Origin of the sequence: Pseudoxanthomonas sacheonensis (assembly GCF_010093305.1) — a bacterium.
GTDB classification, from domain to species: Bacteria; Pseudomonadota; Gammaproteobacteria; order Xanthomonadales; family Xanthomonadaceae; genus Pseudoxanthomonas_A; species Pseudoxanthomonas_A sacheonensis.
In genome coordinates, this window is the sequence record NZ_PDWS01000002.1 from 375,822 (window position 1) to 399,983 (window position 24,162).

At 64.5% G+C, this 24,162-nt stretch carries 25 protein-coding genes; 10 read left to right on the forward strand and 15 right to left on the reverse strand.

From position 1 onward, the window contains the following. Positions 1 to 8: 8 nt before the first annotated feature. The gene (locus tag CSC73_RS03610; RefSeq protein ID WP_163839038.1) at positions 9 to 275 is read right to left on the reverse strand and encodes a DksA/TraR family C4-type zinc finger protein; all 267 of its coding nucleotides are present in this window, start codon (positions 273 to 275) and stop codon (positions 9 to 11) included. A gap of 182 nt (positions 276 to 457) precedes the next feature. Between CSC73_RS03610 and CSC73_RS03615 the strand changes: the two genes are divergently transcribed. After that, on the forward strand, positions 458 to 1,549 hold the full coding sequence (locus tag CSC73_RS03615; RefSeq protein ID WP_163839039.1) for a tetratricopeptide repeat protein: 1,092 nt from the start codon (positions 458 to 460) through the stop codon (positions 1,547 to 1,549). On the opposite strand, the gene CSC73_RS03620 is transcribed toward CSC73_RS03615, so the two are convergent. Beyond that, positions 1,544 to 2,146: a 2'-5' RNA ligase family protein gene (locus tag CSC73_RS03620; protein ID WP_163839040.1), complete on the reverse strand. Its 603-nt coding sequence runs from the start codon at positions 2,144 to 2,146 to the stop codon at positions 1,544 to 1,546. The two genes, CSC73_RS03615 and CSC73_RS03620, sit on opposite strands and share 6 nt — an antisense overlap. A 196-nt stretch (positions 2,147 to 2,342) precedes the next feature. Continuing rightward, positions 2,343 to 3,149, reverse strand: coding sequence for an AraC family transcriptional regulator (locus CSC73_RS03625; RefSeq protein ID WP_163839041.1), 807 nt, complete (start codon positions 3,147 to 3,149; stop codon positions 2,343 to 2,345). A 98-nt stretch (positions 3,150 to 3,247) separates the two neighbouring features. Here CSC73_RS03625 and CSC73_RS03630 point away from each other — a divergent pair, with 98 nt between their 5' ends. From CSC73_RS03630 to CSC73_RS03640, 3 genes are all read left to right on the forward strand, one after another. After that, a complete protein-coding gene (locus CSC73_RS03630; protein ID WP_343042682.1) occupies positions 3,248 to 3,727 on the forward strand; it encodes a DUF3224 domain-containing protein in 480 nt (159 codons plus the stop codon). Positions 3,728 to 3,815: 88 nt separating this feature from the next. Then, positions 3,816 to 4,058 carry a DUF2789 domain-containing protein gene (locus CSC73_RS03635; RefSeq protein ID WP_163839042.1) on the forward strand — a complete coding sequence of 81 codons (243 nt, stop codon included), beginning with the start codon at positions 3,816 to 3,818 and terminating at the stop codon, positions 4,056 to 4,058. A gap of 313 nt (positions 4,059 to 4,371) precedes the next feature. Beyond that, positions 4,372 to 7,272: a bifunctional diguanylate cyclase/phosphodiesterase gene (locus CSC73_RS03640; RefSeq protein WP_163839043.1), complete on the forward strand. Its 2,901-nt coding sequence runs from the start codon at positions 4,372 to 4,374 to the stop codon at positions 7,270 to 7,272. Between the two features lie 99 nt (positions 7,273 to 7,371). Here CSC73_RS03640 and CSC73_RS03645 read toward each other — a convergent pair whose 3' ends face one another. The 5 genes from CSC73_RS03645 to CSC73_RS03665 form a co-directional block, all read right to left on the reverse strand. Next, on the reverse strand, positions 7,372 to 8,010 hold the full coding sequence (locus CSC73_RS03645; RefSeq protein WP_163839044.1) for a Crp/Fnr family transcriptional regulator: 639 nt from the start codon (positions 8,008 to 8,010) through the stop codon (positions 7,372 to 7,374). A 153-nt stretch (positions 8,011 to 8,163) separates the two neighbouring features. Further along, positions 8,164 to 9,837, reverse strand: a complete 1,674-nt coding sequence (locus tag CSC73_RS03650; RefSeq protein WP_163839045.1) for an AMP-binding protein — start codon at positions 9,835 to 9,837, stop codon at positions 8,164 to 8,166. 138 nt (positions 9,838 to 9,975) lie between these two features. Next, positions 9,976 to 11,115 (reverse strand): SDR family oxidoreductase, encoded by a 1,140-nt coding sequence (locus tag CSC73_RS03655; RefSeq protein ID WP_163839046.1) that lies wholly within the window; start codon positions 11,113 to 11,115, stop codon positions 9,976 to 9,978. Positions 11,116 to 11,380: 265 nt separating this feature from the next. Beyond that, on the reverse strand, positions 11,381 to 12,697 hold the full coding sequence (locus CSC73_RS03660; protein ID WP_163839047.1) for an aminotransferase class V-fold PLP-dependent enzyme: 1,317 nt from the start codon (positions 12,695 to 12,697) through the stop codon (positions 11,381 to 11,383). 101 nt (positions 12,698 to 12,798) lie between these two features. Further along, on the reverse strand, positions 12,799 to 13,722 hold the full coding sequence (locus tag CSC73_RS03665; RefSeq protein ID WP_163839048.1) for a M14 family metallopeptidase: 924 nt from the start codon (positions 13,720 to 13,722) through the stop codon (positions 12,799 to 12,801). Positions 13,723 to 13,936: 214 nt separating this feature from the next. Here CSC73_RS03665 and CSC73_RS03670 point away from each other — a divergent pair, with 214 nt between their 5' ends. The 3 genes from CSC73_RS03670 to CSC73_RS03680 all read left to right on the forward strand — a co-directional run bounded on the left by CSC73_RS03670 (position 13,937) and on the right by CSC73_RS03680 (position 15,331). Beyond that, on the forward strand, positions 13,937 to 14,167 hold the full coding sequence (locus CSC73_RS03670) for a DUF4287 domain-containing protein (protein ID WP_163839049.1): 231 nt from the start codon (positions 13,937 to 13,939) through the stop codon (positions 14,165 to 14,167). A gap of 91 nt (positions 14,168 to 14,258) precedes the next feature. Further along, a complete protein-coding gene (locus CSC73_RS03675) occupies positions 14,259 to 14,609 on the forward strand; it encodes a hypothetical protein (RefSeq protein ID WP_163839050.1) in 351 nt (116 codons plus the stop codon). Between the two features lie 116 nt (positions 14,610 to 14,725). After that, the gene (locus CSC73_RS03680; RefSeq protein ID WP_163839051.1) at positions 14,726 to 15,331 is read left to right on the forward strand and encodes a DUF1579 domain-containing protein; all 606 of its coding nucleotides are present in this window, start codon (positions 14,726 to 14,728) and stop codon (positions 15,329 to 15,331) included. Between the two features lie 240 nt (positions 15,332 to 15,571). Here CSC73_RS03680 and CSC73_RS03685 read toward each other — a convergent pair whose 3' ends face one another. Both CSC73_RS03685 and CSC73_RS03690 read right to left on the reverse strand, forming a co-directional pair. Continuing rightward, complete coding sequence (locus tag CSC73_RS03685; protein WP_163839052.1) at positions 15,572 to 16,474, reverse strand: bifunctional helix-turn-helix transcriptional regulator/GNAT family N-acetyltransferase; 903 nt, start codon at positions 16,472 to 16,474, stop codon at positions 15,572 to 15,574. A gap of 106 nt (positions 16,475 to 16,580) precedes the next feature. Continuing rightward, entirely contained in the window at positions 16,581 to 16,832 is a 252-nt protein-coding gene (locus tag CSC73_RS03690; RefSeq protein WP_163839053.1) for a hypothetical protein, read from the reverse strand. A 319-nt stretch (positions 16,833 to 17,151) separates the two neighbouring features. Here CSC73_RS03690 and CSC73_RS03695 point away from each other — a divergent pair, with 319 nt between their 5' ends. Beyond that, positions 17,152 to 17,373, forward strand: a complete 222-nt coding sequence (locus tag CSC73_RS03695) for a hypothetical protein (protein WP_163839054.1) — start codon at positions 17,152 to 17,154, stop codon at positions 17,371 to 17,373. A gap of 526 nt (positions 17,374 to 17,899) precedes the next feature. Here the strand turns inward: CSC73_RS03695 and CSC73_RS03700 are convergent. Then, complete coding sequence (locus CSC73_RS03700) at positions 17,900 to 19,282, reverse strand: SPFH domain-containing protein (protein ID WP_163839055.1); 1,383 nt, start codon at positions 19,280 to 19,282, stop codon at positions 17,900 to 17,902. Positions 19,283 to 19,719: 437 nt separating this feature from the next. Here CSC73_RS03700 and CSC73_RS03705 point away from each other — a divergent pair, with 437 nt between their 5' ends. Then, positions 19,720 to 19,956, forward strand: a complete 237-nt coding sequence (locus CSC73_RS03705) for a hypothetical protein (protein ID WP_163839056.1) — start codon at positions 19,720 to 19,722, stop codon at positions 19,954 to 19,956. 269 nt (positions 19,957 to 20,225) lie between these two features. Then, the gene (trmY, locus tag CSC73_RS03710; protein WP_163839057.1) at positions 20,226 to 20,819 is read left to right on the forward strand and encodes a tRNA (pseudouridine(54)-N(1))-methyltransferase TrmY; all 594 of its coding nucleotides are present in this window, start codon (positions 20,226 to 20,228) and stop codon (positions 20,817 to 20,819) included. A 36-nt stretch (positions 20,820 to 20,855) separates the two neighbouring features. Here trmY and CSC73_RS03715 read toward each other — a convergent pair whose 3' ends face one another. The 4 genes from CSC73_RS03715 to CSC73_RS03730 all read right to left on the reverse strand — a co-directional run bounded on the left by CSC73_RS03715 (position 20,856) and on the right by CSC73_RS03730 (position 23,043). Continuing rightward, positions 20,856 to 21,113: an RICIN domain-containing protein gene (locus tag CSC73_RS03715; RefSeq protein ID WP_163839058.1), complete on the reverse strand. Its 258-nt coding sequence runs from the start codon at positions 21,111 to 21,113 to the stop codon at positions 20,856 to 20,858. Between the two features lie 33 nt (positions 21,114 to 21,146). Beyond that, positions 21,147 to 21,587, reverse strand: a complete 441-nt coding sequence (locus CSC73_RS03720) for a hypothetical protein (protein ID WP_163839059.1) — start codon at positions 21,585 to 21,587, stop codon at positions 21,147 to 21,149. Positions 21,588 to 21,738: 151 nt separating this feature from the next. Then, positions 21,739 to 22,551 carry a restriction endonuclease gene (locus CSC73_RS03725; protein WP_163839060.1) on the reverse strand — a complete coding sequence of 271 codons (813 nt, stop codon included), beginning with the start codon at positions 22,549 to 22,551 and terminating at the stop codon, positions 21,739 to 21,741. A gap of 45 nt (positions 22,552 to 22,596) precedes the next feature. Then, entirely contained in the window at positions 22,597 to 23,043 is a 447-nt protein-coding gene (locus CSC73_RS03730) for a hypothetical protein (RefSeq protein ID WP_163839061.1), read from the reverse strand. Positions 23,044 to 24,162 lie beyond the last annotated feature (1,119 nt).

Here is a 24,162-nt window from a genome sequence, read left to right on the forward strand (position 1 = left end):
ATCGACGCTCAGCGCAGCTGGCTGTCCTTGCTGCCGCGCCGGTTGAAGCCGCTGTGCGCACCTTGCTCTTCGTCGTGCGCTTCCTGGCAGGGAACGCACAGGCGCACGCCCGGCACCGCCTTGCGCCGTGCCTCGGGAATGGGCGCATCGCATTCTTCGCAGTGGCTCAGGCTCGGACCCTGCGGCAATTGGCTGCGGGCGCGCTTGATGCCGTCTTTTACGGTGGCGTCTATCTGGTCCTGTACGGCGCCGTCGCCTGCCCAGCCGGTAGCCATGGCGGCCTCCTGTTGCGGTATGGGACGAGGATAACCCCGCCGGAATGAACGATATTGCCATGGTGCGATACCGGGGATTTGCGCAGCGCCGCATGTTGACCGATTGCGCACAGGTATTGGCGCGGACTAGGGTCTAGACTCGCCGCGAGCGGCATGGGCCGTTTGCTGTAGGAGGGTCGGCGATGATCGGCTGGGCGCTTGCGGCGGCCTTGGCGCTGTCCACTCCGGCGGTCGAGCATGCTTCCTTGGAGCATGCCCCGCCAGACCCGGCGCAGCTCATGGCAGTGCCGCCAGCCCTCCGTGCGCTGGTGCAAGAGCGGGTAAACGCACCGGGCCGCAGCCAATCGCAACGCCTGCGGCGACTGATCGGGCTGATGTCGACCAGCCAGGACGGGCTGCGCCTGGAATACCAGGACGACGCCACCCAGACAGTGGAACAGGCCTACCTCAACCGGCAGGTCAACTGCCTCACCTACACCCTGGTGTTCCTGGCTCTGGCGCGCGAAGCGGGATTGGACGCCTATCCGCAGGAGATCGACGAAACACTGTCCTGGCAGCAGCGCCAGGACGTCGTCTACCGCAGCAACCACGTCAATGCCGCGGTACGCCTCGGCGCGCAGCGCTACGTGGTGGATGTGGGCAGCAGTTTCGTGATCGGGCGCCATCCTGCCCATGTCATCAGCGAACAGCGACTGCTGGCGCAGTACTACAACAACCGCGCCGCCCAGTTGATGGTCCTGGACGATCTTCCCGCCGCGCTGGCGCATGCCGATATCTCCCTGGAACTGGACCCCGCCTACCCCACTACCTGGAGCAATACCGGCGTACTGCGTCTGCACAGCGGCGACTTGGCGGGCGCGGAGCGGGCCTACGCCACCGCGCTGTCGCTGGCGCCCGAGCATTCCAGCGCCCTGTTCAATCTGGTAGCCCTGTACAAGCGCAGCGGCGACCACGAACGCGAAGCGCAGTTCCAGCGCCGGTTGGACAAGGTGCAGTCGCGGGATCCTTTCCACCAGTTCATGCTCGCCATGCAGTTCGAGCAACGAGGCGACTACGCCCAGGCCATCAAACGCTATCAGCGCGCGATCCGCCTGCATGGCGGCGAACACCGGTTCTACCACGGACTGGCCCGCGCCTATGCGCAGGCGGGAAATTCGCGCAGCGCCCGCCGCGCGCTGCAGCGGGCGGTGGCGCTGGCCGCGGGCAAGGACGAGGCGGCGCTGGCTCAATACCGGGCGATGCTGCACGGCCTTCTCGCGGCCGGCGGTTCATGACGCGCGCAACGCCCAGCTGCCGACCACCTCGTACTCGCCCTGCCAGCTGCGCACCAGCGCGAAGTCGCGCGCCTGCCAGCGGATCGGTTCGATCGCCTGCGGGATCAGCACGCGCGTGTCGTACAGCACCGTGACGTGCGGAGTGAATTCCCGTTTCAGATAGCGTCCGAACCCGCCGGCCATCAGACGGTTGCTGAGCTCGCGCCACAATCCGTGGACCGGCGGGCGCTCTTCCGGGCACAGCAATACGCAAGGGTGCTTGTCGCTGCGCGTGGGAAAGCTGGAGGCGCGCGCCAGGGTCACTTCGAACGGCGCGTGCCTGACCCGCAATGCCGCCGTCGTCGCCGCCTCCACTATGTCGGCGCGATCGATCAGATGCTCGCCCAGGTAATGCAGCGTGACATGCAGCCGGTTGGGCTTGATAACCGCGCCGACCAGCGAATGCTCGGCACGCAGGGCATCGGTTTCGGCGGCGATGGCTTCCCTTGCCGCCGGGTCCGGAAATACGCAAAAAAACAGGCTGCCTGTTTCGGTTCTCACTTCCATGCCGGCGAGAGAGTCCTGCAGGGGAACGGGCGAGTGCCGGCGCACGCTCACGCGTTTTTCACATCGGCGCCGCTCGGCGCCATACGCGGTGTGTGATCGGCCTTACGATGCCTTGCCTTCATTCCCAAGCCCATTTTCCCGCAAGAGCGACACGCTAACGCATGCGCGGCGTTCAAGCAAAAACGTCGTTGCCTCCGGGAAGCCGCTGCAAATGTTCTCCGCGCCGCCTGACGCTGTGCGAACAGCGTCAACCGTCGTGGCGACGTCGCCGGTATTCGGCGGGTGGGCACCCTACCAGGGCCTTGAAGTCGCGGATGAAATGCGCCTGGTCGAAATAGCCCAATTCCAGCGCCAGCCGCGCCCATTCCAGCTCATCGTCCTGCTCCATGCGCTCCAGCGCTTCGTGCATGCGGTACCGGTTGATCACCCATTTGGGTCCGACGCCCACGTATTCGTTGAACATCCGCTGCAACGCGCGCCTGCCTGTACGCCATTGCGCCACCAAGTCCTCGAGGGTGTTGACGCTGCGGTCCACTGCGATCCCGTCGACGATCCGCCCTACGCGCTCCACTTCCTCGCCGACCGGCGGCAAATGCAGAGCAAGAAAATCGACGGCTACCGCCGCCATTGCCGCATCGTCCTGCTGAGAAAGCACGGCCGGGCCCAGACAGTCGCCCTCGGCGCCGAACAATTCCCGTAACGGCACGCTGCGGTTGCGCAAGGTCGACAGCGGCGCCCGCAGGAACGGGTGGAAACCGCCAGGACGGAACTTCACCCCGAATACCGCGCCCTGTCCTTCGAGCACGGTGGCGAAGCGGCCGGTGTGGACGCCGTGCACGCGCGCCTGACCGGTTTCCAGCACCAGATGCGCGTTGGGATGCGGCAAAGTCTCGCGGATTTGCGCAGGGCACCCGCGCAAATCCCAGCGCACGATCCAAAAGTGCTGAACCACCGCCGCCAGCGCAGCCGGCGGCGACAGGCGCGCATGGTGGAAAACACCGGGCGCCGGCGCAGAACGCAACAAGCCACGGGCCTTGCCCGCTCCGGAATTCACCGGTGCGTTCCCGGCCGCGCATGCGCAAGTCGCGTTTTTACAATCGTCGGCACTTTCGCCATGCTCTCATCGGTACTCCAGCCCCGCTCGAGTTTCCCATGAAAGCCCTTGCCCCGTTGCTGCTCGCCTGCACCGCCTGCCTGCCGGCCGCGGCATCGGCGCAAACCGTCACGGAGTCCGTTCCCATGCATGCCCTCGGCACCTTCGAAGTCAAGATTCAACCGCAAACCGCGGACAATCCGCCTGCCCAGGCGTCCGGATTCGGCCGCCTTTCCCTGGACAAGCGCTTCCACGGCGATCTGGAAGCGACCGGCCAAGGCGAGATGCTGGCGTCGGGAGATGGAACGGCGTCCGGCGCCTACGTGGCTCTCGAGAAGATCACCGGCACCCTGCACGGACGCAACGGCAGTTTCGTCATGGTGCACCGCGCGCTGATGGTCCGGGGCACACCGCAGGAATGGACGGTGACCGTGGTTCCGGAGTCCGGGACCGGCGCGCTGGAAGGATTGTCCGGTTCGATGCGGATCGTCGTCGAGGACGGCAAGCACTCCTACGACTTCAGTTATGCGCTGGAATAACCTGGATCGACGCGGCATTGGCGCCGCCTATCCCGCGGCTTAACCTGCCCGCCGTTAGGCTGCCGTTCCCGCCATTTCTAACAGCGCCATGGAACCGACCGTACACCCGTTCTCCGAATTGTTCGCCCAACTGGGCCTGGCCAACGACAACGCCAGCATCCAGCGCTTCATCGCCATCCATTCGCCACTCCCCGACGGCATGCGCCTGGAGGACGCGCCGTTCTGGTCGCCCGCGCAATCGCAGCTCCTGCGCGAGGAACGCCAGGACGATGCAGACTGGGCCATGGTGGTGGACCGGTTGAACGTAGCGCTGCATGCGATGCCCGGCTGACGGGTTCCCGGCTCGCGTCGATCGAAGCAGCGACGGCCTCCGCCGCAACTCCCGGTCCTTCCGTGGACGGCGCCCGGGCCAGCCGTTGGTGCAGGCCAGCTGTCAGTGCAGGATTTCCGCCCGGGAAGCCGCACTCCCCTCTCCGCCATCCGACGCTAAGGCGAATGCCGTCACGGTATGCAGGGCGGGCTGCCCGTAGCATTACCGATGCGTCCGTCCGTGTCCGTCATCGAATCAGCGCTGTTTTTCCCCCGCGACAGGCGCTTGTGACGACAACGGCGGCAGCTCCACCAAGCGAGGGGAAAAGAACGCGATGACCATACCGCGGCTAAGCAAGGCGAAAGCCGAGGATGCGGCAGCCGTTTCCGTACGCATGGAAGAGACGGCCACCCGCCTGCTGCACGCCGCCACGCCCGCCGAAGCCATCGAAGTGCTGCTGGGGACCGATCGCCGCGCTACCGTACTGTGGTCGACGCACTGGCCGCGCGACATCGCCTGCCATCCCGCCGCGCCCGCCGACGCCGTCTTGGCCGAAGCCGTGGATGCGGTGGATGTCGCGCGGACCGGCGGCGTGCCGCCGGAGCATCTGCGCATCCTCCACGACGACGGCGACCAGATAGCGGCGGTGCTGCATTGCCCCGCCGGTTGCCCCGAGCCGCTGGAGCCGGTCGCGCACCGCCTACGCGAGCTGCTGACGGTGCTGGGCATGCAGCAAAGCGTGCTGCGCCTGGAGCAGGCCGAAATGCTGCAGCGCTCGCTCTATGCCATAGCCGACATGGCCGGTTCCGATCTGGACATGCCCGACATGCTGCGCGGCCTGCACCGCATCGTTTCCGATCTGATGTACGCGGAGAACTTCTACATCGCCTTGTACGACAGCGACCGCGACAGTCTGCGCTTCCTGTATTTCGCCGACGCGGTCGACACCCAGGAGCTGAATCCCGACCAGGAAGTTCCGCTGGCGCAGATCGAACGCGGGCTGACCTGGTACCTGGTCCGCGACCGCAAGCCGTTGATGGGCTCGAGCGCGCAGCTGCGCACGCAGGTGTCCGGCCCGCTGCGCCTGCACGGCGCGGACAGCAGCGACTGGCTGGGCGTGCCGATGATGCGCGAAGGCCAGGTCCGCGGGGCGCTGGTCGTGCAGAGCTACCTGGAAGGAACGCAGTACACCACGGCGGAAATGAGCCTGCTGGCGTTCGTGGCCGAACACGTACTTACCGCACTGGAGCGCAAGACCACGCAAGAGGAACTGGAGCGCAGGGTCGAGGAACGTACCCGGCAGCTGGCCGAAACCAACTTCGAGCTGCGGCGCGAGGTGGTGGAGCGCGAACGCGGCGAGCGCCTGCAGGCGGCGCTCTATCAGATAGCCGCGCTCACCAACGTCGAGGACACCAACGAGCACTTCTACCACCACGTGCACGCCATCGTCGGCGAACTCATCAATGCCGAGAATTTCTACATCGCCCTGGCTTCCGACGACGGCGCCACCGTTTCGTTCCCCTACGCCAGGGACCGGCACGAACGCGATTGGAATGCGCGTTCGCACCGGCGCGGCCTGACCGAATACATCCTGCGCACCGGCAAGCCGCTGCTGGTCGACGGCGCGCGCGCGCAAGCCCTGCTCGAAGCCGGGGAAATCGAACCGGAAATGATGGTCAAGCCGACGCTGATGTGGCTGGGCGCTCCCCTGCTGGGCGCGGAAGGCCCCATAGGCGTGGTCGCGGTGCAGAGCTACGACTCCGATGTCGGTTTCGACGAACGCGACGCGGAGTTGCTGACTTTCGTGTCCTACCAGCTCGCCAGCAGCATCCAGCGCCACAAGGCCGCCGATGCCCTGAAGCAGGCCAACGCTTCGCTGGAGCAGCGGGTGGAAGAGCGGACCGGCGAACTGCGCGAACAGATCGCCGTACGCGAACGCGTCGAGGCGCAATTGCAGCACCAGGTCATGCACGATGCGCTGACCAAGCTGCCCAACCGCGTCTACCTGCGCGACCGTCTCGAGCGCGGCATCGCCCGCCTGCGGCGCAATCCGGGCCACCGCCTGGGGCTGCTGTATATCGATGTCGACCGTTTCAAGGTGGTCAACGACAGCCTGGGGCATCTTGCCGGCGACGAAGTGATCAAGGAAGTCGCCCGGCGCCTGGCCGCCTGCGTGCGCGAGCCGGATATGGTCGCGCGGCTGGCCGGCGACGAGTTCGCGATCCTGATCGAACAGGTGCAGATGCCCGAAGCGGTCTCCAAGATAGCGCAGCGCGTACTGCAGTCGATGCAACCGGCCATGGTCGCCGGCGGACGCGAACTGCAGGTTTCCCTCAGCGTCGGCATCGCCATCATCGACGACAGCTACGATTCCACCGACCGCATACTGCACGACGCCGACCTGGCTCTGTACAGCGCCAAAGCCGCCGGACGCAATCGTTTCGCACTGTTCGACGGGGCCATGCAGCACGCCACCACGGGGGTGCTGGATCTGGAGCAGTCGTTGCGCGATGCGCTGCTCAACGACGAGTTCATGCCCTACTTCCAGCCGTTGGTGCGGCTGGCCGACGACGCGGTGGTCGGCTACGAGGCGCTGCTGCGCTGGCAGCATCCGCAACGCGGAGTGCTGGCGCCGGGCGAGTTCCTGCAGGTGGCCGAGGACAGCGGCCTGATCCAGGCGATCGATTGGCGCATGTTCCGGTTGGCGCTGGTGTGCGGACAGGCACTGGTGCGCAACGGCGGCTACCTCACCCTCAACGTCTCGCCGCGCCTGTTCCAGCAGGAAGACTTCGACCGCCGGATGCTGGATCTGACCACGGAAATCGGTTTCGACCCCACGCATCTGCGCCTGGAAGTGACCGAGGGCACTCTGCTCGGCGATCCGGAGGCGATGGTCGCGGTGCTGCAGCGGCTGCGCGACGCCAACATCGAAGCCGCGCTGGACGATTTCGGCACCGGCCACTCCTCGCTGGGGCACGTGCAACGCTTCCCGTTGAAGATGATCAAGATCGACCGCAGTTTCATCGCTCCGTTCGCGGCCGGGGCATCGCCGCGCAGCTCGGCGGTGATCGGGGCGATTCTTGCCCTGGGCCACGCACTGGGCGTGGAGATCGTGGCCGAGGGTATCGAGACCCGGCACCAGCGCGAGGTATTGGCCACGATGGGATGCGACTACGGCCAGGGCTATCTGTTCGGACGGCCGCATCCGGTGGACCATTGGCTGGACAGGCAATGAGCGCGACGCGGCCCGGATTCCTTGGAAAGGGCCGTACTTGACCGTCGGCACGCGCGCGCACTGAGATCCCGGCGTTGATCGGCGCCTCCGCCCGCAGGCTCACCAGCGCTTCGGCAGCATCTTGGTGAAGACCAGGCGTTTCTTTTCGTCTCGCGCCAGAAAACCTCCGCGCATCAAATCGCGGAGGATGTGGTTGATCATTTCCCGGGTGGCGCCCACCCGGTCCGCGATCTCCTGCTGGGTCAGCGTCAACGGCACCACGCGGATATCGCCTTCGGTCAACGCGATCTTGTTCAGCAGATCCACCGTCCGTTCGTAAACGTCGTGCAACGCCAGGCCCTTGCTCAGTTCGGTCGCATGGCGCAGCCGCGCTATCAGCTTGTAGACCAGGCACTCCGCGAATTCCGGATAGGTCTTCATGAAGCCGCGGATCGCCAGGTGGTCGATAACGATGCATTGCGAATCGACCACCGCCTTCACCGACGCCGACCTCAGGCCGCCGTCCAGGAAAAGCTCGCCGAAGAACTCGCCCGGCTGCAGGATGTTGTAGACCAGCTCGCGCCCTTTGCTGTCCTGGGTGAACACCTTGAGCTGCCCGGCGATGAGTATGTAGAGCGCGTCCGATACGTCGCCTTCCACGATGAGCATCTGGTTCCGGCCATACCACTGGGCATCCCCGCACTGCGCCAGCTGCGAGAGCAGTTCGGCGGAAAGGGTGTTGGCGCTCTCTCCGTGCATGGCTGATGCCGTCTCCTTCGCTCCGACCCGCGGGCCTGGGAGCATAGCCCAAGTCGGACCGGGCTTTATTCGCGAACCCGCAACCATCCCGGCCACCGCCCGCTTGTGAAATATTTACGTCGCGCAGTCATTGCGAACGTTCGATCGATCCGGCTAACGCAGTTCCCTTCGCAATATCTTGCCGACCGCCGTTTTCGGCAGGCTGTCGCGGAATTCGATCCGTGAGGGCTGTTTGTAGCCGGTCAGGTACTTGCGGCAATGCGCGCGCAGATCGTCCTCGCTCAAGTCCGGGTCCTTGCGCACCACGATCAGGCGCACGGCTTCCCCGCACTTCTCGTCCGGCACGCCGACCACGGCCGCTTCCAGCACGCCGGGATGCATCGACACCACGTCTTCCACCTCGTTGGGGAACACGTTGAAGCCCGACACCAGGATCATGTCCTTGCGGCGGTCCAGCAGGAAGTAGTAACCCTGTCCGTCCGCCTTGGCGATGTCGCCGGTGCGGAACCAGCCGCCGTCGAAGAAGGCCTCGCGCGTTTCCTCCGGCCGCTGCCAGTAGCCGGTGGTCATGTGCGGGCCACGCGCGCATAGTTCGCCCGGTTCGCCGAGCGCAACCGGGTTGCCGCTTTCGTCGCGCAGGCTGATTTCCACATCGGCCAGCGCCAGGCCGATGGAGCCCACCGGATTGGGCGCGTCCCAGCGGTTGTAGGTGATCGCCGCGCTGGTCTCGGACAAACCGTAGCCTTCCACCACGTCCTTGCCCGTCAACGCCTTCCAGCGTTCGGCGGTGCCGCGGCGCAAGGCGGTGCCGCCCTGCAGGCACAGCTTCAGCCCCGAAAAATCCAGGTTGGCGAAGTCCGGAGAATTAAGCAGCGCGTCGTACAGCGTGTTCACGCCGGAGAAGAACGCCGGCTTTACCTTGTCGAAAGTGGCCACCAACGCCGGAATGTCGCGCGGATTGGTGACCAGCACCGAATGGAAGCCATGCGCCATGTCGAAGGTGAGGTTGCTGTAAGCGGCGATGTGGTACATCGGCAGGCAGATCATCACCACGTCTTTTTCCGGATCCAGGCAATGGCCGAAACATTGCTCGGCCGAGGCGACATTGGCGATCAGCGCGGTATGCGCCAGCACGGCACCCTTGGATATCCCGGTGGTGCCGCCGGTGTATTGCAGTTGCGCCGTGTCGCTTGCCTTGGCCATGGCCTGCACGCGCGGCAGGCGCTTGCCTTCGGCCAGTGCCCGGGGCCAGCGCAACGCCATGGGGATACGGAATGGCGGGATCATTTTCTTGACGTGCTTCAGCACGGTGTCCACCAGCAGCGACTTCGGCCACGGCAGCATGTCGCCGACGCGCGTAGTGATGACGTGCCGTACCGCCGTGCCCTCCAGCGCCTCGGCGGCCACCGAACCGAAATTGTCCAGCACGATCAGCGCCGCGGCGCCGGAATCGGCCAGCTGGTGCCGCAGCTCGCGTGCGGTGTAGAGCGGATTGACCAGCACCGCGACCAGATCGGCGCGCAGCGTTCCCAGTACGGCCACGGGGTATTGCAGCAGGTTGGGCAGCATGATGGCCACGCGCTCGCCCGCCTCCAGACGCAGGCCATTGCGCAGGTAGCTGGCCAGATCGTCGCTCATGCGTTCGACGTCGGCGAAGCTCAGGGTGTGGCCCAGATTGGTGAACGCAGGCCGTTCGGCATGGCGCTGGCAGGCGGCGATGAGCATTTGCGGCAAGGTCTGGCCGCGGTCGAAGGCGTCGCTGGCGACGTTATGGAAGTCGGGCTGCGCCAGCACCGAGCTCACGTTGTTTCCGAACGGCTTGATCATCGCGACGCCCCCCAGGCGATTGTCGGTCGACAGAAGCCCTCCCCAGGGCTGTCCGCTACCTTACGCCGGGAAAGGGCGCCGTGCCATTTCTCCGGCACGCCGCCCGCATGTGCCGGCGACGGCCGATGGGCGTCGAACCTATGCGCCCTTGCGTGCCTGCCAGGCCTGCAGCAGCTTGGCCTCCTGCTCGCGGGTGATGCCGGCCTTCACCGTCGCCTGGCGCTCGGCCGGCAGACTGTGGAACCACGCCAGCAAGTCGGTCACCGTCGTCGCCAGCGGGCGGAAGGTCAAACCGGCCTTGATCGCGCGCGCATTGCTGACCTGCCCGTAGCCGGCGTAGGGATTGTCGCGGGCAGGCACCCAGATCGGCAGTTCCACCTTGTTCTCTTCCAGGAAGGCGAGCGGCACGCGGGTGAACTCGACCCCGCCGCCGGTGACCGCCTGGCAGCCATGCAGCATCGCGTCCATGCCCAGGGTGTAATCGGGGCCTACCGCATTGAAGGTGCCGTAGGTGCCCGCTTCGGCCAGCCGCACCATCCATTCGCCCAGGTCGCGGCCGTCGATGATCTGCACCGGATCGTCGCGGTCGCCCGGCACCAGCATCTGCCCGCCTTGCGCGACGCGCAGCGGCCAGTAGGTGAAGCGGTCGGTTTCGTCGCGCGGGCCGACGATATAGCCCGGGCGCACGATGGTGCTGCGTTCGCCGAACTGTTTGCGCACCTCCGCTTCGCTCAGCGCTTTCAGCGGACCGTACAGATTCTCGATGTCGGCGCGCAGCGTCTCCTGGGTTTCGGCCATCGCATCCTTGCCCTTGTAAGGAGCCAGCGCGGCGTCTTCGGTGATGCCCGGCTTGCTGCCGTCGGCATAGGTGGAGATGGTGGAAATGAAAAGGTAGTGCCCCACATTGCCCTTCAGCACCTTGCCCGCATCGCGCACCCAGAACGGCAAACTGGTCGGATTGTCGATGCAGACATCCCACTTCCGGCCCTCCAGCGATTTCAGGTCGCCGGTGTTGCGGTCGCCGTGCAACTGCTCCACTTCGCCCGGCCATTCCGGCGAAGGACGCTTGCCGCGGTTGAACAGGGTCACCTTGTGTCCGCGCGCAAGCGCGTAGTTGACCTGGAACGGACCGGTGAAGCCGGTGCCGCCCAGGATCAGGATGCGCAGCGGTTTGGCCGCACGGGTCACCGGTACCGTGGACTGCGCCGCAAGCGCTGGCAGTGCGGTTGCGGCGGCGGTCAGCGCGCCGAGTTTGAGCAGGTCGCGGCGAGTGGGCATGCGGCATCTCCAGGACATTGGCGGAAGCCCTACTCTCGCACCGCGCACTCGCCGGGTGCGTGTGGCTTAAGTAGGGGGTGCGGCCCTGCCGCCAAGGGGCGCAAAGGAAGCCAAATACCGTCAAACAGTTCGTAGGAGCGACGTAAGTCGCGAACACTCGCATGGCTTCGCGACTTACGTCGCTCCTACGGCCTCCTACGGCCTCCTACGGCCTCCTACGGCCTACGGACCATGGGTACGAAAGGCACGGACTCCGAGCGCTTCCTCAACCCGATATCTCCCGCACCGTCTTCACCGCACGCTCCACCTGCTCGGGCGTGTTCACCAGACTCGGCGCCAGCCGCGCATAGGTGATCGCATAGGGGCTGGTGCTGGCGACGATGTTCTTGGCCAGCAAGCGCTTCACCACCTCCGCGGGCTTCATGCCGTCGACTTCGAACGACACCAGCCCGGCCGACAGCGCGCCCGACATCGGCGTGTGTATCTTCACTTTCGGATTTTCCGCCAAGCCGGCCTTGCACTGGTCGTTCAGGGCGCGGATGCGCGCGGCCACGCGCGCCTTGCCCATCCGCTGGTGCATGCGGAACGCCGCCGCGGCGGCCCATTGATGGTCGTAGGCGACGAAGCCGCCCGGGCTCATGCGGTCGGCGTTGTTGGGCGAAGCGATCGCGACCTGCTTTTCCCATGCCGTGTATTGATCCAGATCGCTGAAACTCGGAATCAGCGGGCGCAGGCGGGCCCAGTTTTCCGCACTGGCCCAGACCAGGCCGGTGCCGCGCGGGGCGAACATCCATTTGTGCGTGCCGGCGCAGAAATAATCGGCGCCCATGGTGGCGACGGTTTCGTCGACGCTGCCCAGCCCGTGCACGCCGTCGACCACCAGCAACACCGGCGCGCCGCTGCGCGCGCGCAACGCGGCGGAGATCTCGCGGATGGGCAGGCGGATGCCGCTGCTGGAATGCACCCAGGTCAGCCCCACCACGCGCGTCTTCGGGCCTATGCCGGCCAGCAACGCGGCGATCAGCGAGTCGGTGCTGGCGACAGCCGCATCGGCGAACAGCGGGATCATGCGCATGCTGGCGCCAGCGCGTTCGGTAGCCAGGCGAATGGATTCGTGATGCGAGTAGTGATCGTGCGTGGTGCACAACACCTCATCGCCCGGCTTGAGCGGCAAGCCGTGATAGACCAGGGCCAGGCCGGTGGTGGTGTTGGGAGTCAGGCACACCTCTTCCGCACGGCCGCCCAGGTACTGGGCGATTTCGGTTTTCACCTGCAGCGGTACGTTGTGGGCTTCGTCCTCGAACAGTCCCTGTTCCACAACCAGGAAAGGATTGGAATCGATCGCGCGCCGGTAGCCTTCGATAGCCTCCCGCACGGGCGCAGGATGGCTGGCGATGAAGAAACTGGCGAAATGCAGATACGCCGGGTCCAGTACGAACTGGGCGCGCACGGCCTCCCAGTCGGACAGGTCGGCATGCGGTGCCGCCTGCGCGGCCAGCGCCGTGATCAATGCGGAAGGAAGCAAGGCGCCCGCGGCCAGGGCGGTCGGGGCGGTGAGGAAACGGCGTCGGCTCAGGGTCATGTCGGACAGCTCCCGGGGCAAACAGATGCCCCATTCAAGATGCCAACGCCCTGACGCGGGAAGAACGGACAGCGCGGCTGCGCCGACCGGCTGACTGCAGCCTATCGGCCGTGCGCCAGCATGAAATCCAGGGTCGCGCAGACCGCTGCGACCTGGGCGGCGTTGCACTGTTCCGGGGTCGCGCGGGGACTGTCCGGATAGACCTCGGTGGTGGTGGTGTAGCGCGCTTCGGTGACGCCTGCGCACAGGCCGAGCCGCTTGAAGGCGTACTGGATGACGCCGGGCGAGACCACCGGCGAGCCGATGATTTCGCCCTTGGCGTCGGCCGGCGCGATGTGGGTGACCTGGGCCACCGCCGCGATCACCGCGCGCTGGAAATCGGGCTGCGGATTGTCGGTGTCGTCGACCAGATAGAAGCCGTCGGGAATTTCGCCCGGTTCGTATGGCTTGCCGTCTCGGGCCGCCAGTGCAGGACGGAACTCGGACTCGTCGGTGTCGGTGGTTTCGTGCAGATCGATGTGCATCGACACGCGATCGCGCAGCGGCGCGACCAGGCGCATCAGCGCGGCGGACTCCTGCGCCGGGCTGTTGTCGCGGAACGAACGGTTGGGATCCACCGCATCCGGATTCCAGCGATGGATCCGTTCGTAGGCCCAGGGGCTGACGCATGGGGCCACGACCAGATTGACCGAATTTCCATAGTCCGATGCACGATCTTCGAGGAACTGCAGCGCGCCATGCACGCCGCTGGTTTCGTAGCCGTGCACGCCGCCGGTCACCAGTGCGACGGGAAGCTCTTCGCGCCAGGTGCGGCTCTTGAGGGCGAACAGCGGATAGGTATCGGGACCATAGTCCAGGCGTCCGTACTCGACCACATCGAAGCGCGGGCGCAGGCCGTCGATCGCACGCACCACATCGTCCTGGTAGCTGCGCTGGCGGATCTGCCGCGAACGCCAGGCCGCCACTTCCGCCGGCCCCCAGGGTTGTCCGGGCGTGCCGATGGAATAGAAGGCCTGGGTCGTCATCTGATCGCTCGCTCTATTGATGTCGTCTGGAGGATGCTGGGAATTTTACCATCGCGGCCGCCCTGGCCTTGCGCTGCCCATGCAATACAGGCCGGCGAACTTTTTTCAACAGCGTGTCGATTCCGCTCCCGCCCGTTCGTCGTCCAGCAAGAGCATCGCTTCCCTCCCCCGGTTTGCCTGCCCGCCCTTCCCTTCAACTCAACGAGCCGCCTTCATGTCCTTCCAAGCCTATCTGGACAATATCCAGACCAAGACCGGCAAAAGCCCCGCCGATCTGCGCGCCCTTGCCGCCCAAAAAGGTTACGCCAATCCCAAGGGCCTGCTGCCCGGAGTCAAGGCCGGCGATATCCTGGCATGGCTCAAACAGGATTTCGGACTGGGCCACGGCCATTCGATGGCCATCGTGGCGCTGTTGAAAGGCACCAAGAAGGAAGGCGACCGATGACGGCGACAGACACCGCAAACCGGCCGGCATCGATCGCATCTGCCAACCCCGCAAACGACCCGCAAACACCACGCTATCCACGGAGACGATCATGAAGAATTTTCTGGCGATCTTTACCGGCTCGGCCGCCGCGATGGACCAATGGAAATCGCTCGACGCAAACACGCGCCAGCAACGCGAGCAGGCAGGCATGCAGGCCTGGCAGAACTGGGCCACCAGTAACGCCGGCAGCATCGTCGATCACGGTGCGCCGCTGGGCAAGACCAAGCGCGTCACCGCCGAAGGCATCGCCGACATCCGCAACGCGATGGCCGCCTACACCGTGGTCAAGGCCGAATCGCATGAAGCGGCCGCCAGGATGTTCGTGGACCACCCGCATTTCTCGATCTTCCCCGGCGACGGCGTGGAGATCATGGAATGCCTGCCGATGCCGGAGATGTAGAACCGCTCCGGAACGCCGCGGCCAACCGGCCGCACCGTCCGTTTTCACATGGTTTAAGCACCGGGTGGCGCACATAGTGCGCGTGCTCGATTCCCGTCCAGCCAAGGAGATTCGCCATGACCCGCAAGCACGCCGTTTCGATGACCGTCCTCGCCCTGCTGTTCGCCGCCCCCCTCGCGGCGCAGGAAGCCACGGGGCCGAAGATGACGCCCGAGATGCAGGCGATGATGGAAGCGTTCCAGAAAGCCGGCACGCCCGGCGTGCAGCACCAGCAACTGGCTTCGACGGCCGGCACCTACGATCTGACCGTCAAGAGCTGGCACAGCCCCGGCGCCGAACCGGCGATCGATACCGGTACCGCGACGCGCAGGATGATCCTGGGCAATCGCGTGATGGTGGAGGAAGTGACCTCGCAGATGATGGGCCAGCCCTACAACGGCCAGGGCCTGCATGGCTACGACAACGTCACCGGCAAATACTGGGCGACCTGGAGCGACAGCATGAGCACCGGCCTGATGGTCAGCGAAGGCAGCTGCGACGCCAAGCTGGTCTGCACCTACACCGGCACCTATCACGACCCGGTGACCAAAAAGCCGCAGACCTCGCGCATGACCAGCCGCTGGCCCGACAAGAGCACCGAGGTGTTCGAGATGTACGGCCCGGGCATGGACGGCAAGGAAACCAGGATGATGGAAATCACCTACAAGAAGCGCGCGCAGTAAGACGACCGATGGGCAACCCGAGATGGACCGCCGTCCCGGCGAAAGCCGGGATGACGGTTTGGTTGGGGCGTGCTCTTTTTTCTGGCGTCCTTCCGGCAAATTTCTGCAGTACGTAGGAGCGACGTGAGTCGCGAAGCCCCCCATCCTTCCGGCACCCGATTGGCCTGCAATCCGCGCACTTGTTTCGCGACTCACGTCGCTCCTACCTCTTACAGCCAGTGCCATGACCGCGTTGAGGCATCAAGCGGATCTATGGTCCTGGAGCTCCCGTTTCTCGAACCAATGATGGGCATAGGGATTGTCGTTGTAGCGGGGAATTTCGCGGTAGCCGTTGCGCGCATACAGCGCGCGGGCCTCGGTCAGCGCGCGGTTGGTGTCCAGTTGCAGCGTATCCAGGCCCATCCGCACGGCCTGTTCTTCCATCGCATCCAGCAGACGTTGCGCGATGCCCAGGCCGCGCGCATCGGGCGCCACCCACATGCGCTTTATTTCGCCAAGCTTGGGTCCTGTCGTCTTCAAACCGCCGCAACCGACCGGACGCCCGTCCAGCCGCGCGATCAGGAACCGTCCCGCCGGCGGCATCAGTTCTTCGGGATCGGCCGATACCGTGCGCGCCGGATCGAATCCCGTTTCGAAGCGTTCTTCCAGTTCGCTGAAATACGCCTCGATGCACATGCGGGCATCCGCACTGGCGGGGTCGGCGGGTTCTATCGTCACCGCCGATGCGCGCATCAGCCGCTCCACCCCCGCCATCGCCGTGACCATGCGCTCGCGGTGCGCCGCGCCGAGCGAGGCCAGCAACGAAGTCGCGAAATCCTGCGAACGACGATCGAGCGCGTCGAATTCCCCCAACCCTTTCCGCGTCAGCACCGCCCGCCGCACCCGCCCATCGCCGGCGGCGCGCTGCGAATCCACCAGGCCTTGCGCCTCCAGCGAACGCAGCATGCGGCTGAGGTATCCGGAATCCAGCGCCAGCCGCGCGCGCAGATCGCGCAAGTCCGCGCCGCTCCTGCCGATCTCGAACAACAGCCGCGATTCGCCCAGCGGCCGGCCGCGGCCCAGGTAGTCGTCGGACAGCACTCCGATCCGCTGCGTCACGGCCCGGTTGAAGTTGCGGACTTGCCGGATCTGGTTCTTGTCCATTTATCTGACTTTAGTCAGACAAACGGATGCTGTCAATGCGCCGGCAACGCGGAGCGGAACCCCCGGATGTCGGCCGCCGGCGGGAGCTCAGCCCGCCTCGCGCGGGTCAGGGCACATCGCATTCCCAGATGGAACTCGCCAGCCAGAGGTTGGCCCTGGTCAAATGGTTGTACACCTCTTCCACCGGCGTTCCCGCCTGTAACGTGCATTTGGCTACGGCGTCGGCACGCGCGTTCTCCAGCGCGATGCCAGGATCGTAGCTCTGGCCTTGTCCGCTTACGTACACCACCGCGGCCATGGCCGTGCCGGAGAGGGGCAATAGCAGCGCCAAAGCAATGGCGATGGAATATTTCCTCATTCTCGTTCTCCCGATGCCGATACGGATGAACGCCCATTCGAACATCTGGCGCATGCAGGCGGCCGTGAAAACCGGGTGAGAGCGATGTAAAGGCGATTCACGGCGATTTCGCGCGACGGCCGCCACAATCGGCGCATGCGATCGGCCGCATGGGAATCGGCAAGAGTGAACCGGCAAAGAATGCGGTGTTAAATCCACGCATCCGTTTATCTCCGCCCCGGGCATCTCCATCTAACGGAGCATGCCGCAGGATGAAGGCATGAAAGCCATGGCCCGTGCCCCCTCCAAGCGAACGCCCCCGCGTCGGCGACGACACGACATGGCCACGATGACCAACGAGATCGCCGGCCATATTCCCAGGATGTGGATGCGTTCCTCGTCGGAAGACGACTTCTGGCGCTGGTTCTGCGGCGAAGCCCAATCGGTGATGAGGAATGCGGCCGACATCAAGGAAGGCAGCCGGCTTCACGCACGCCTGCTGGCCGCGCTTTCCCGCGCCGGATTGCCGCAGCCTCCCCCGGCGTTCCAGTGGAAGTGCTGAGCGGAAAGACCGGCCGGAAACAGGTTCCGATCAGGCAAGATTCCGGCGGCCCATTCGAAAAAATCGCTCCGGTTCCGATCCGTGCAATGGCAGCTTTCCTCCGCCCTCTGCGTTGAAGGGAAGACAACGGCCCCCGCCGGTGGACGATCATGGCGTTTCCAATACCTGGCGATGGCAGCATGCAGGATTGAGGAATCAATCCTGCACGCCGCGTTCCGTGCCCACGCGCAAGCTCTTTAAACGCGCCCATGCGGTTCGCGCCAGCCCCAAGGATCGTCATCCCGGCGAAGGCCGGGACCCGACTTTCAGCGAGTGCCGGCTTGGGTCCCGGCTTTCGCCGGGATGACGACCTGAAGGTGGGTCGGTCGCTTACGTGCCGTCGATTTTCCTTGATCCACGCAAGCGAGGCCTGTCGCCTCACAACGCCGTAGGAGCGACGCAAGTCGCGAAGCCCTCTTGCTCTAACGTTGAGGGTTCGCGGCTTGCGTCGCTCCTACGGCTTATTTCCCTTATGCGGTTCGCGGGTTCATTCCGGTTTCTTGTTCGCGAATTTCTCCAGCACCTTCTTGCCCTCGGGCGACTGCGCCAGGCCTTCCAGCATGCTGGCGATGGCGGTGCCGCCGTCGGCGGAGAACAGGTCCATCACGCTGGACAGCCCCTTGCTGGGAGTGCCGGCGTTGGAGATCACCTTGACATCGGCCGACTTCAACGCCTCTGCCTGGGCCGTGCCCACCGCCTGCGCCGCTTCGATGTTGCGGATGCCCAGCAGGTAGTTCTGGTAGCCCTGGTCGCTGCCGATCTTCTCGGCCAGCTTGATCTGCGCGTCCACAGGCGCCATCAGGATGGCGGTTTCCGCCGTGCCCTTGGCGCTGCCTTCCACCGCGATGCCCTCGGCATTGCGCTTGGCCGCTTCCAGCTTGCCCTCGGCGGTCAACACGGTCTGCTGCTTGCTGCCCTCGGCCGAGACGATGGCCCCCTGCTGGGCGGCGTCGGCCTGCACGATGCCCCCTTCCTTGGCCGGGGCGGCGGTGATCACCGCCACTTCGCGGTTGATCTCGGCCCCGCGCACGTTCTTCACCTGCACCACGTCCATTTCCTTGGCCGCGGTTTCGCGCTGCTGCACTTTCACCTGCTGGGAGGATTGTTCGTTGGCCACGCCGACGTTCTTCTCTTTCTCGGCGGTGCGCAGGCCCACCTGCTCGGCGGCCTGCTGGCGCGACATCTCGATCTCGCGCTTGGCGGCGATCTCGGCCATCTCGGCCTGGCGGGCGTTGTCGGCCACCACCAGCCGCGATTCGCGCTCGATGCCGGAGGTGCGCTTGGCCATGATGTTCTGGATCACTTCGCTTTCCTTGGAATCGCGGATGTCCATCAGTTCGATGTTCTTGATCGCCTCCACGCCCCACCCGCCCAGCTGCGGCGTCACTTCCTTGGTGAAGGCTTCGCCGAAGCGGCTGCGGTCCAGCATGATCTGGTCAATCTCGTGCGCCGCCAGCACGGTGCGCACGGAGCCCTGCACGATGGCGGTCAGTTGTTCCTTGAGTTCCTCGAACGAGGCCACCCGCTGGGCGGCGGTGTTGGAGTCGCTGATGCGGAAGAAGGCCATGACGTGCACCAGGAACGGCACGCGCTCTTTGTCGTAGGCGGCGTAGTCCGGCAGGTCGATGGAGAAGTTGGACACCGGCAGCGTCACCCGCACCAGGCCGATCATCGGAATGCGCGAGGGCCATTCGTAGTAGGTGTTGCTGGCGAAGCCCTTGCCGTAGGAAACGGTGTTCTTGCGGGTCTGGACGATGTGGACTTCGTTGACGGGCACCACGCGGCGCAGGGCGATGGTCCAGAAGAACAGGGAAATGCCGATGAGGGCGGCCACGGCGATGGCGGCCAGCATGAGGGTGGTGCCGAGCATGGAAGTTCCTGGGGTTTGTGCAAGGACGGCCAGTATAGAGGCCTCATAGGGTGGGCCCTGGCCCACCATCGCCATGGATCCAATCGCATTGGCGTCGGAACCAAGGGCGCCGCCCCCGAGGTCAACACGAACGACAGCAACGGTAGGAGCGACGCAAGTCGCGAAGCCCTCAACTCAGAACCATCCCCAGCTTCGCGACTCGCGTCGCTCCTACACCCTGCACTCCTGCCCCTCCTCCGCTCTCAGCGTCAGCCCGCGCAACCTATCCCCCTACCCGCCGGACAAGGTCAACGCAGGGGCCTTTTCGTCGCCCTATTTCCGGTTTGATCGGCGGTTGGGGCGGTTTTGTCGTGCGTGGGTTGCCGGCCCGCTTCGGGCGTCGCAATCTGCTCCTGCTGCCGGGGCCGGCAGCCCGTGAAACGCCGAGGAGTCTGGAGTTGAAGACACTGTTTGCCGTGGCTGCCTGGTGCATCCTCTTCGTTCTATGCTGGCCGCTCGCCCTGCTGGTTCTGGTGCTTTGGCCCCTGGTCTGGCTGGTCGCTTTGCCGTTCCGGCTGGTGGGCATCACCTTCACCGCCCTGTTCGCGTTCCTGCAGGCGCTGCTGTTCCTGCCGGCACGCCTGCTGGGCTGGCGTCCGCGGCACGCGCAGGCGCCTCACGCCGCAATGGGCTGATTCCCGGGTGCCGAAGCCGCCCGCCTGGGCGGCTTGGTCCGGTGCCTGCGAACAGTGGCGGAAGCTGGCATCACTGTTTCCTGGATCCGCGTGAATGCAATCGAGTCGCGGGAGCAGGAAGCGCCCGCGCCAAAGATGACTGCGCCTGATTGGGGAATCATCCATCTTGACGTTCGCGCAGTACCGAACCGCAAGATTCAAAACCCGAATTGCCTCCGTCCCTTTAAATTACAATGCGGCGCGCGGACGGCGGAGCGGTTACGACACATATGCGGACCTTTGTATTGAGAGCACGTGCGGCGCCTACGGACAGCCAGAAGCTGCTGGCGTCGGTCGGCAAGGAGGCCCATACCGAAATCCTGGCGCATACGCTGATGAACGCGATCTTCGTGGCGCAGTCGCACCGGGCCGATGTGACGGTCTACCTGGTGCTGGAAAGCACGCAGGACTTCTCCCGCACGCTCTGCTTCGACGCCAACGCCATGCATGACCTGGGCGGCTTCGATGAGCGCGCGCTGCTGGGCAAGGTCGCCAAGGCGCTGGACGTTTCCAGGGGCATGGGCAAGGAGGAAACGCGGCCGGTGGAATCGGGCCTTACGGTGCGCACGCTGAGCTTCGAGCGGCTGGTGCAGGGCTTGGCGGAAGATCATCAGCTGTTCGTCATGGACAGGAAGGGCACGCCGATGCGCGAGCAGGCCTTCGAGGGCAATCCCTGCTTTCTGCTGACCGACCATATTCCGATGCCGAAGAAGACTTTCCACAGTCTTGAGCGTCTGGGTGCGAAGAAGATCGCGCTGGGGTCGAAGATGCTGTTCGCGTCGCAGTGCGTGGTCTTGATCCACTACGAGCTGGATCAGCGTTGATGCGCCCGGCCTGAAAACGGATCAACAAAAAAGCGGTCAGGGGGCCTGGATCGCCCACTGTTGATTGTTGCCGCCCGTCCAGGCCCACTGATGTACGTTTGCGCCATTGGCCGTGGAGACGCCCGCGACATCCAGCGCGGAGCCGGTGCTGCTGGCGAGTGAGAGCCGGCAGAAGCCGCCGCTGGTCGCCGAGATTATCCAGCGCTGATTATCGGCGCCGGTACAGGTGCGGATGTCTGCGTTGATTCCATTCGCAGTCGAGGTGCTGGAAGCGAAGGCGGCGGAATCCGCCATGCGGGTTCCGCCTTGTGAACTCGCCTCAGGGGTTTACTTGAACACAAGCTCGCGCAGCAATTCGCTGCCCAACAGGGTGCGCATCACAGTGCGCTTGCCGGAGGCTTCGTCGGCCTGCTTGTAGTTCATCTTGGTGACCTTGGCCATGATCGGATCCATCTTCTCGTCGATACCGTCGAAGGCGGCCATGTTCGGGTAGGTGACGACCAGGTACAGGTCGGCTTCGTTCGGGTTGTGGGCCGTTGCGCTGTAGACGTGGTACTCGGTGATGAGTCCCGCTTGCTTGGACGCCTCCTGTACCTTCCGCCAGGTCCCGTTCAAATAGGCCATGTAGTTTTCGAACTGGCCATCGACGATCTTGATGGCGTTGACGACGATGACGGGGCCATCGGCATAAGGCTTCTCTTGGGCGATGGCCGGCATGGCGGCGACGGCAAGCAACAGGCACAACAGGCTGGCGTACAGACGATTCATGGAAAGCTCCCGGTGAACGGGCCACGCGGACACCCGCATGGCGTGACCCGTCGCCCCTGTCCGGCTGGTCGCACGTAGCCCAACGCGGTGTGGCGACGGCAGCGGCCAACAAGCCGTAACCGACCGGCATTCGCCGGGATGACGACCTTAATTAGCCGGGCTCGACTGCGCCCGCCTCGGTTTCCTGCTTTTCGTTCTCTTCCAGGATGCGCATCGATTCTGCGTTCTTGCGCTCCCACTCTTCCTTTTCAGCACCGGTCATGCCCGGTTCCACACGCGGTGGAATCTCGACCTTGGCTTCCGGCGCAGGCGCTTGAGGCCTGGTGTACGGCACAGGAGTTCTCTGGACACGCACGCTTCCTCCCTGGGGGAGCTGCACTTGGAAGGTGTGGTGCATGGGCCAGGTGGCAAGTCTGAACAAGCCATAGCAAACCACGACGGCAAACACTAAAGCTCCGAATAACAGGGCGGAGCGCTCACCGACCGATCTTTCCCTTCGTTTTCGGCGATAAGACGATGCAGCAATAGGCAGGGGTGGCACGAGTGACGTCAAAGCATCAAGTTGTGGACCGAGCATGGCGCGCAGGGAGTCGCCATCGACGAGTTGGACGTGGCCTTGGCGGGTGGCGGCTTCGTGGGCGGCCTGGGTGAATTCGCCGCTGGTGATGACGATGGCGCCGGTGGCGTTTTCGTTGGTCTTGAGGCCGAGCAGTTCGTTCACGGCGTTGTGAGGAACCTGCTTGGCGTTCCAGTGTTTGCATTGGACCAGGACGTATTCGTTGTCCTTGCGCAGTTTCAGGTCGATGCCGCCATCGAAACGGGTACGACCGCCGCCGGTGCCCACATGGTCGACGCTCCAGCCCTGCCCCCGGTAGTAATCGGCCAGCATCGTCTCCAGCTGGTCCCACCCCACCCGCGCCAATGCGTCGTCGCGGCGGTTGCGTACGTTCTTCAGTCCGGTCATTCCGTCCCCACGGAAGGCGATGGGCATTGCTGCCCGTGGTTCATCCTACTGGGTCTGGGCGGGCTTCTGGTAGTTGGAGATCTTGCTGGCGACTTGGGGATGGTCGCGGTAGTAGGCGGCGTTGTCGGCGAGTGCGTGCCAGCGTTGGTGGTCGGTGAGGAGGCGGGTCAGGTGGCGGAGGGTGCCGGTCAGGGTGATGTGGGAAAGCGTGGGTGGGTCGGTGGCCAGGCTGGCGTGCAGGAGTTCCAGCAGGCAGTGGATGCGGTCCAGGCAGTCGTCGGATTCGAGTTGTGCGGCGGCGCTGATGCGGTCGAGGGTATGGGGGTCGCAGGCGGCGATGCCGGAATCGGCCAGTGCGCAGGCGCTGCCGCCCTGGAGCAGGTTCAGCAGGGTTTCCAGCGGGGTTGGGCCTTCGGCCAGCCCGGGCGGGATGTCTGCGAAGGTGAGTCCGGCGGGTTTGTCGAATGCTTGGCGCAATTCGGGGTTTGTCATGGCGACGGCTTCCTTGGTCTGTGATGCGCGCGGGGTGCTTGCTGTATGGCTGATCCATACAAGGTCCATCCATAGATACCCGACGCTGGGCGAGTCGGATACTACGAATTACGTAACCCTATCCGCGCTTTCCGGATATCTGAAAAACAGATATGAATTGGATGTCTACAGACCGAATTCTTCGGCGGGGTGTGTGTTCCACCAACAGGTCGTCATCCCGGCGAACGCCGGGATCCAGCTATGCGTGCACGGACGGTTGGATCTCGGCATTCGCCGGGATGACGGTCTGATAGTTGGGCTGTTGCTTCGATGATATTGACTATCTCGTCGCCTCGAGGCGATGGGTGTCGCTTCGCTCGACCCATCCTACGGTCCTTACCAACCCCTCGGCACTCGATCTGGCCATCGCTCCGCAACAGGGGAGTTGGCAACAACTTGCTCAATTACCTTTCCTACGTCGCCTGACAGACGTTCAGGTGAATACAGAATCGTATATGGTCGGCCAGTGACAGCAATCATGCTACCTCCTGTCAAAATTCCGAACGCAGCCAGGGGACCAGCCTCCCTAGCTCCGGCCATCAACTGAATATCGACAGTTTTTGACTCCAAACAATATCCTGCACTTATAAAAGGACACCCATCTGCAGAGTCAAAATCCAAGCTTGTATCGAACAAGTCTAAACGCGTAGCTGGGAACCAATGAACGGACTCAACCGCGAACCCAGGAGGAACTAACCTCCCAACAAGGCTAGTTGCCTTACGATCGGACCACCCGCCGCCGCTCTACAGAACACTCCCAGCTCACCAGCACACCCTCAACCATCCAAACCTGCCATTGCAGATCGACAGGCACATCCCACACCCGATACAACGCCCCTGTCGCGCATCGAGGCATGACAATACTTGAATTCATAGTCATAAAGACGGATTCGCGACGCCCTAGCGCGCTGTCGTAGGTGTAAATAATTCACATAGCGCAACGCAGCATTGGTGCTGGCATCGATGCGCTGCCCAGAGGTTCTGACTGATTAAGGGTCGTCGGTGCGCAACGCCGCACGCTCCGTCGCAGTCAACACTTCAATCCCCCGAATCGGCTGCCCCTCCCCATCAAAAAACAAC

What these genes read in the sequence shown, in the direction of transcription:
- CSC73_RS03720 (WP_163839059.1), bottom strand. Translation starts at nt 21,587, where the DNA reads ATGAATCGTCTGTACGCCAGCCTGTTGTGCCTGTTGCTTGCCGTCGCC.
- CSC73_RS03660 (WP_163839047.1), bottom strand. Translation starts at nt 12,697, where the DNA reads ATGACCCTGAGCCGACGCCGTTTCCTCACCGCCCCGACCGCCCTGGCC.
- CSC73_RS03700 (WP_163839055.1), bottom strand. Translation starts at nt 19,282, where the DNA reads ATGCTCGGCACCACCCTCATGCTGGCCGCCATCGCCGTGGCCGCCCTC.
- CSC73_RS03680 (WP_163839051.1), top strand. Translation starts at nt 14,726, where the DNA reads ATGACCCGCAAGCACGCCGTTTCGATGACCGTCCTCGCCCTGCTGTTC.
- CSC73_RS03690 (WP_163839053.1), bottom strand. Translation starts at nt 16,832, where the DNA reads ATGAGGAAATATTCCATCGCCATTGCTTTGGCGCTGCTATTGCCCCTC.
- CSC73_RS03685 (WP_163839052.1), bottom strand. Translation starts at nt 16,474, where the DNA reads ATGGACAAGAACCAGATCCGGCAAGTCCGCAACTTCAACCGGGCCGTG.
- CSC73_RS03715 (WP_163839058.1), bottom strand. Translation starts at nt 21,113, where the DNA reads ATGGCGGATTCCGCCGCCTTCGCTTCCAGCACCTCGACTGCGAATGGA.
- CSC73_RS03630 (WP_343042682.1), top strand. Translation starts at nt 3,248, where the DNA reads ATGAAAGCCCTTGCCCCGTTGCTGCTCGCCTGCACCGCCTGCCTGCCG.
- CSC73_RS03645 (WP_163839044.1), bottom strand. Translation starts at nt 8,010, where the DNA reads ATGCACGGAGAGAGCGCCAACACCCTTTCCGCCGAACTGCTCTCGCAG.
- CSC73_RS03695 (WP_163839054.1), top strand. Translation starts at nt 17,152, where the DNA reads ATGGCCACGATGACCAACGAGATCGCCGGCCATATTCCCAGGATGTGG.
- CSC73_RS03650 (WP_163839045.1), bottom strand. Translation starts at nt 9,837, where the DNA reads ATGATCAAGCCGTTCGGAAACAACGTGAGCTCGGTGCTGGCGCAGCCC.
- CSC73_RS03665 (WP_163839048.1), bottom strand. Translation starts at nt 13,722, where the DNA reads ATGACGACCCAGGCCTTCTATTCCATCGGCACGCCCGGACAACCCTGG.
- CSC73_RS03640 (WP_163839043.1), top strand. Translation starts at nt 4,372, where the DNA reads ATGACCATACCGCGGCTAAGCAAGGCGAAAGCCGAGGATGCGGCAGCC.
- CSC73_RS03670 (WP_163839049.1), top strand. Translation starts at nt 13,937, where the DNA reads ATGTCCTTCCAAGCCTATCTGGACAATATCCAGACCAAGACCGGCAAA.
- CSC73_RS03610 (WP_163839038.1), bottom strand. Translation starts at nt 275, where the DNA reads ATGGCTACCGGCTGGGCAGGCGACGGCGCCGTACAGGACCAGATAGAC.
- trmY (WP_163839057.1), top strand. Translation starts at nt 20,226, where the DNA reads ATGCGGACCTTTGTATTGAGAGCACGTGCGGCGCCTACGGACAGCCAG.
- CSC73_RS03725 (WP_163839060.1), bottom strand. Translation starts at nt 22,551, where the DNA reads ATGACCGGACTGAAGAACGTACGCAACCGCCGCGACGACGCATTGGCG.
- CSC73_RS03730 (WP_163839061.1), bottom strand. Translation starts at nt 23,043, where the DNA reads ATGACAAACCCCGAATTGCGCCAAGCATTCGACAAACCCGCCGGACTC.
- CSC73_RS03635 (WP_163839042.1), top strand. Translation starts at nt 3,816, where the DNA reads ATGGAACCGACCGTACACCCGTTCTCCGAATTGTTCGCCCAACTGGGC.
- CSC73_RS03615 (WP_163839039.1), top strand. Translation starts at nt 458, where the DNA reads ATGATCGGCTGGGCGCTTGCGGCGGCCTTGGCGCTGTCCACTCCGGCG.
- CSC73_RS03655 (WP_163839046.1), bottom strand. Translation starts at nt 11,115, where the DNA reads ATGCCCACTCGCCGCGACCTGCTCAAACTCGGCGCGCTGACCGCCGCC.
- CSC73_RS03675 (WP_163839050.1), top strand. Translation starts at nt 14,259, where the DNA reads ATGAAGAATTTTCTGGCGATCTTTACCGGCTCGGCCGCCGCGATGGAC.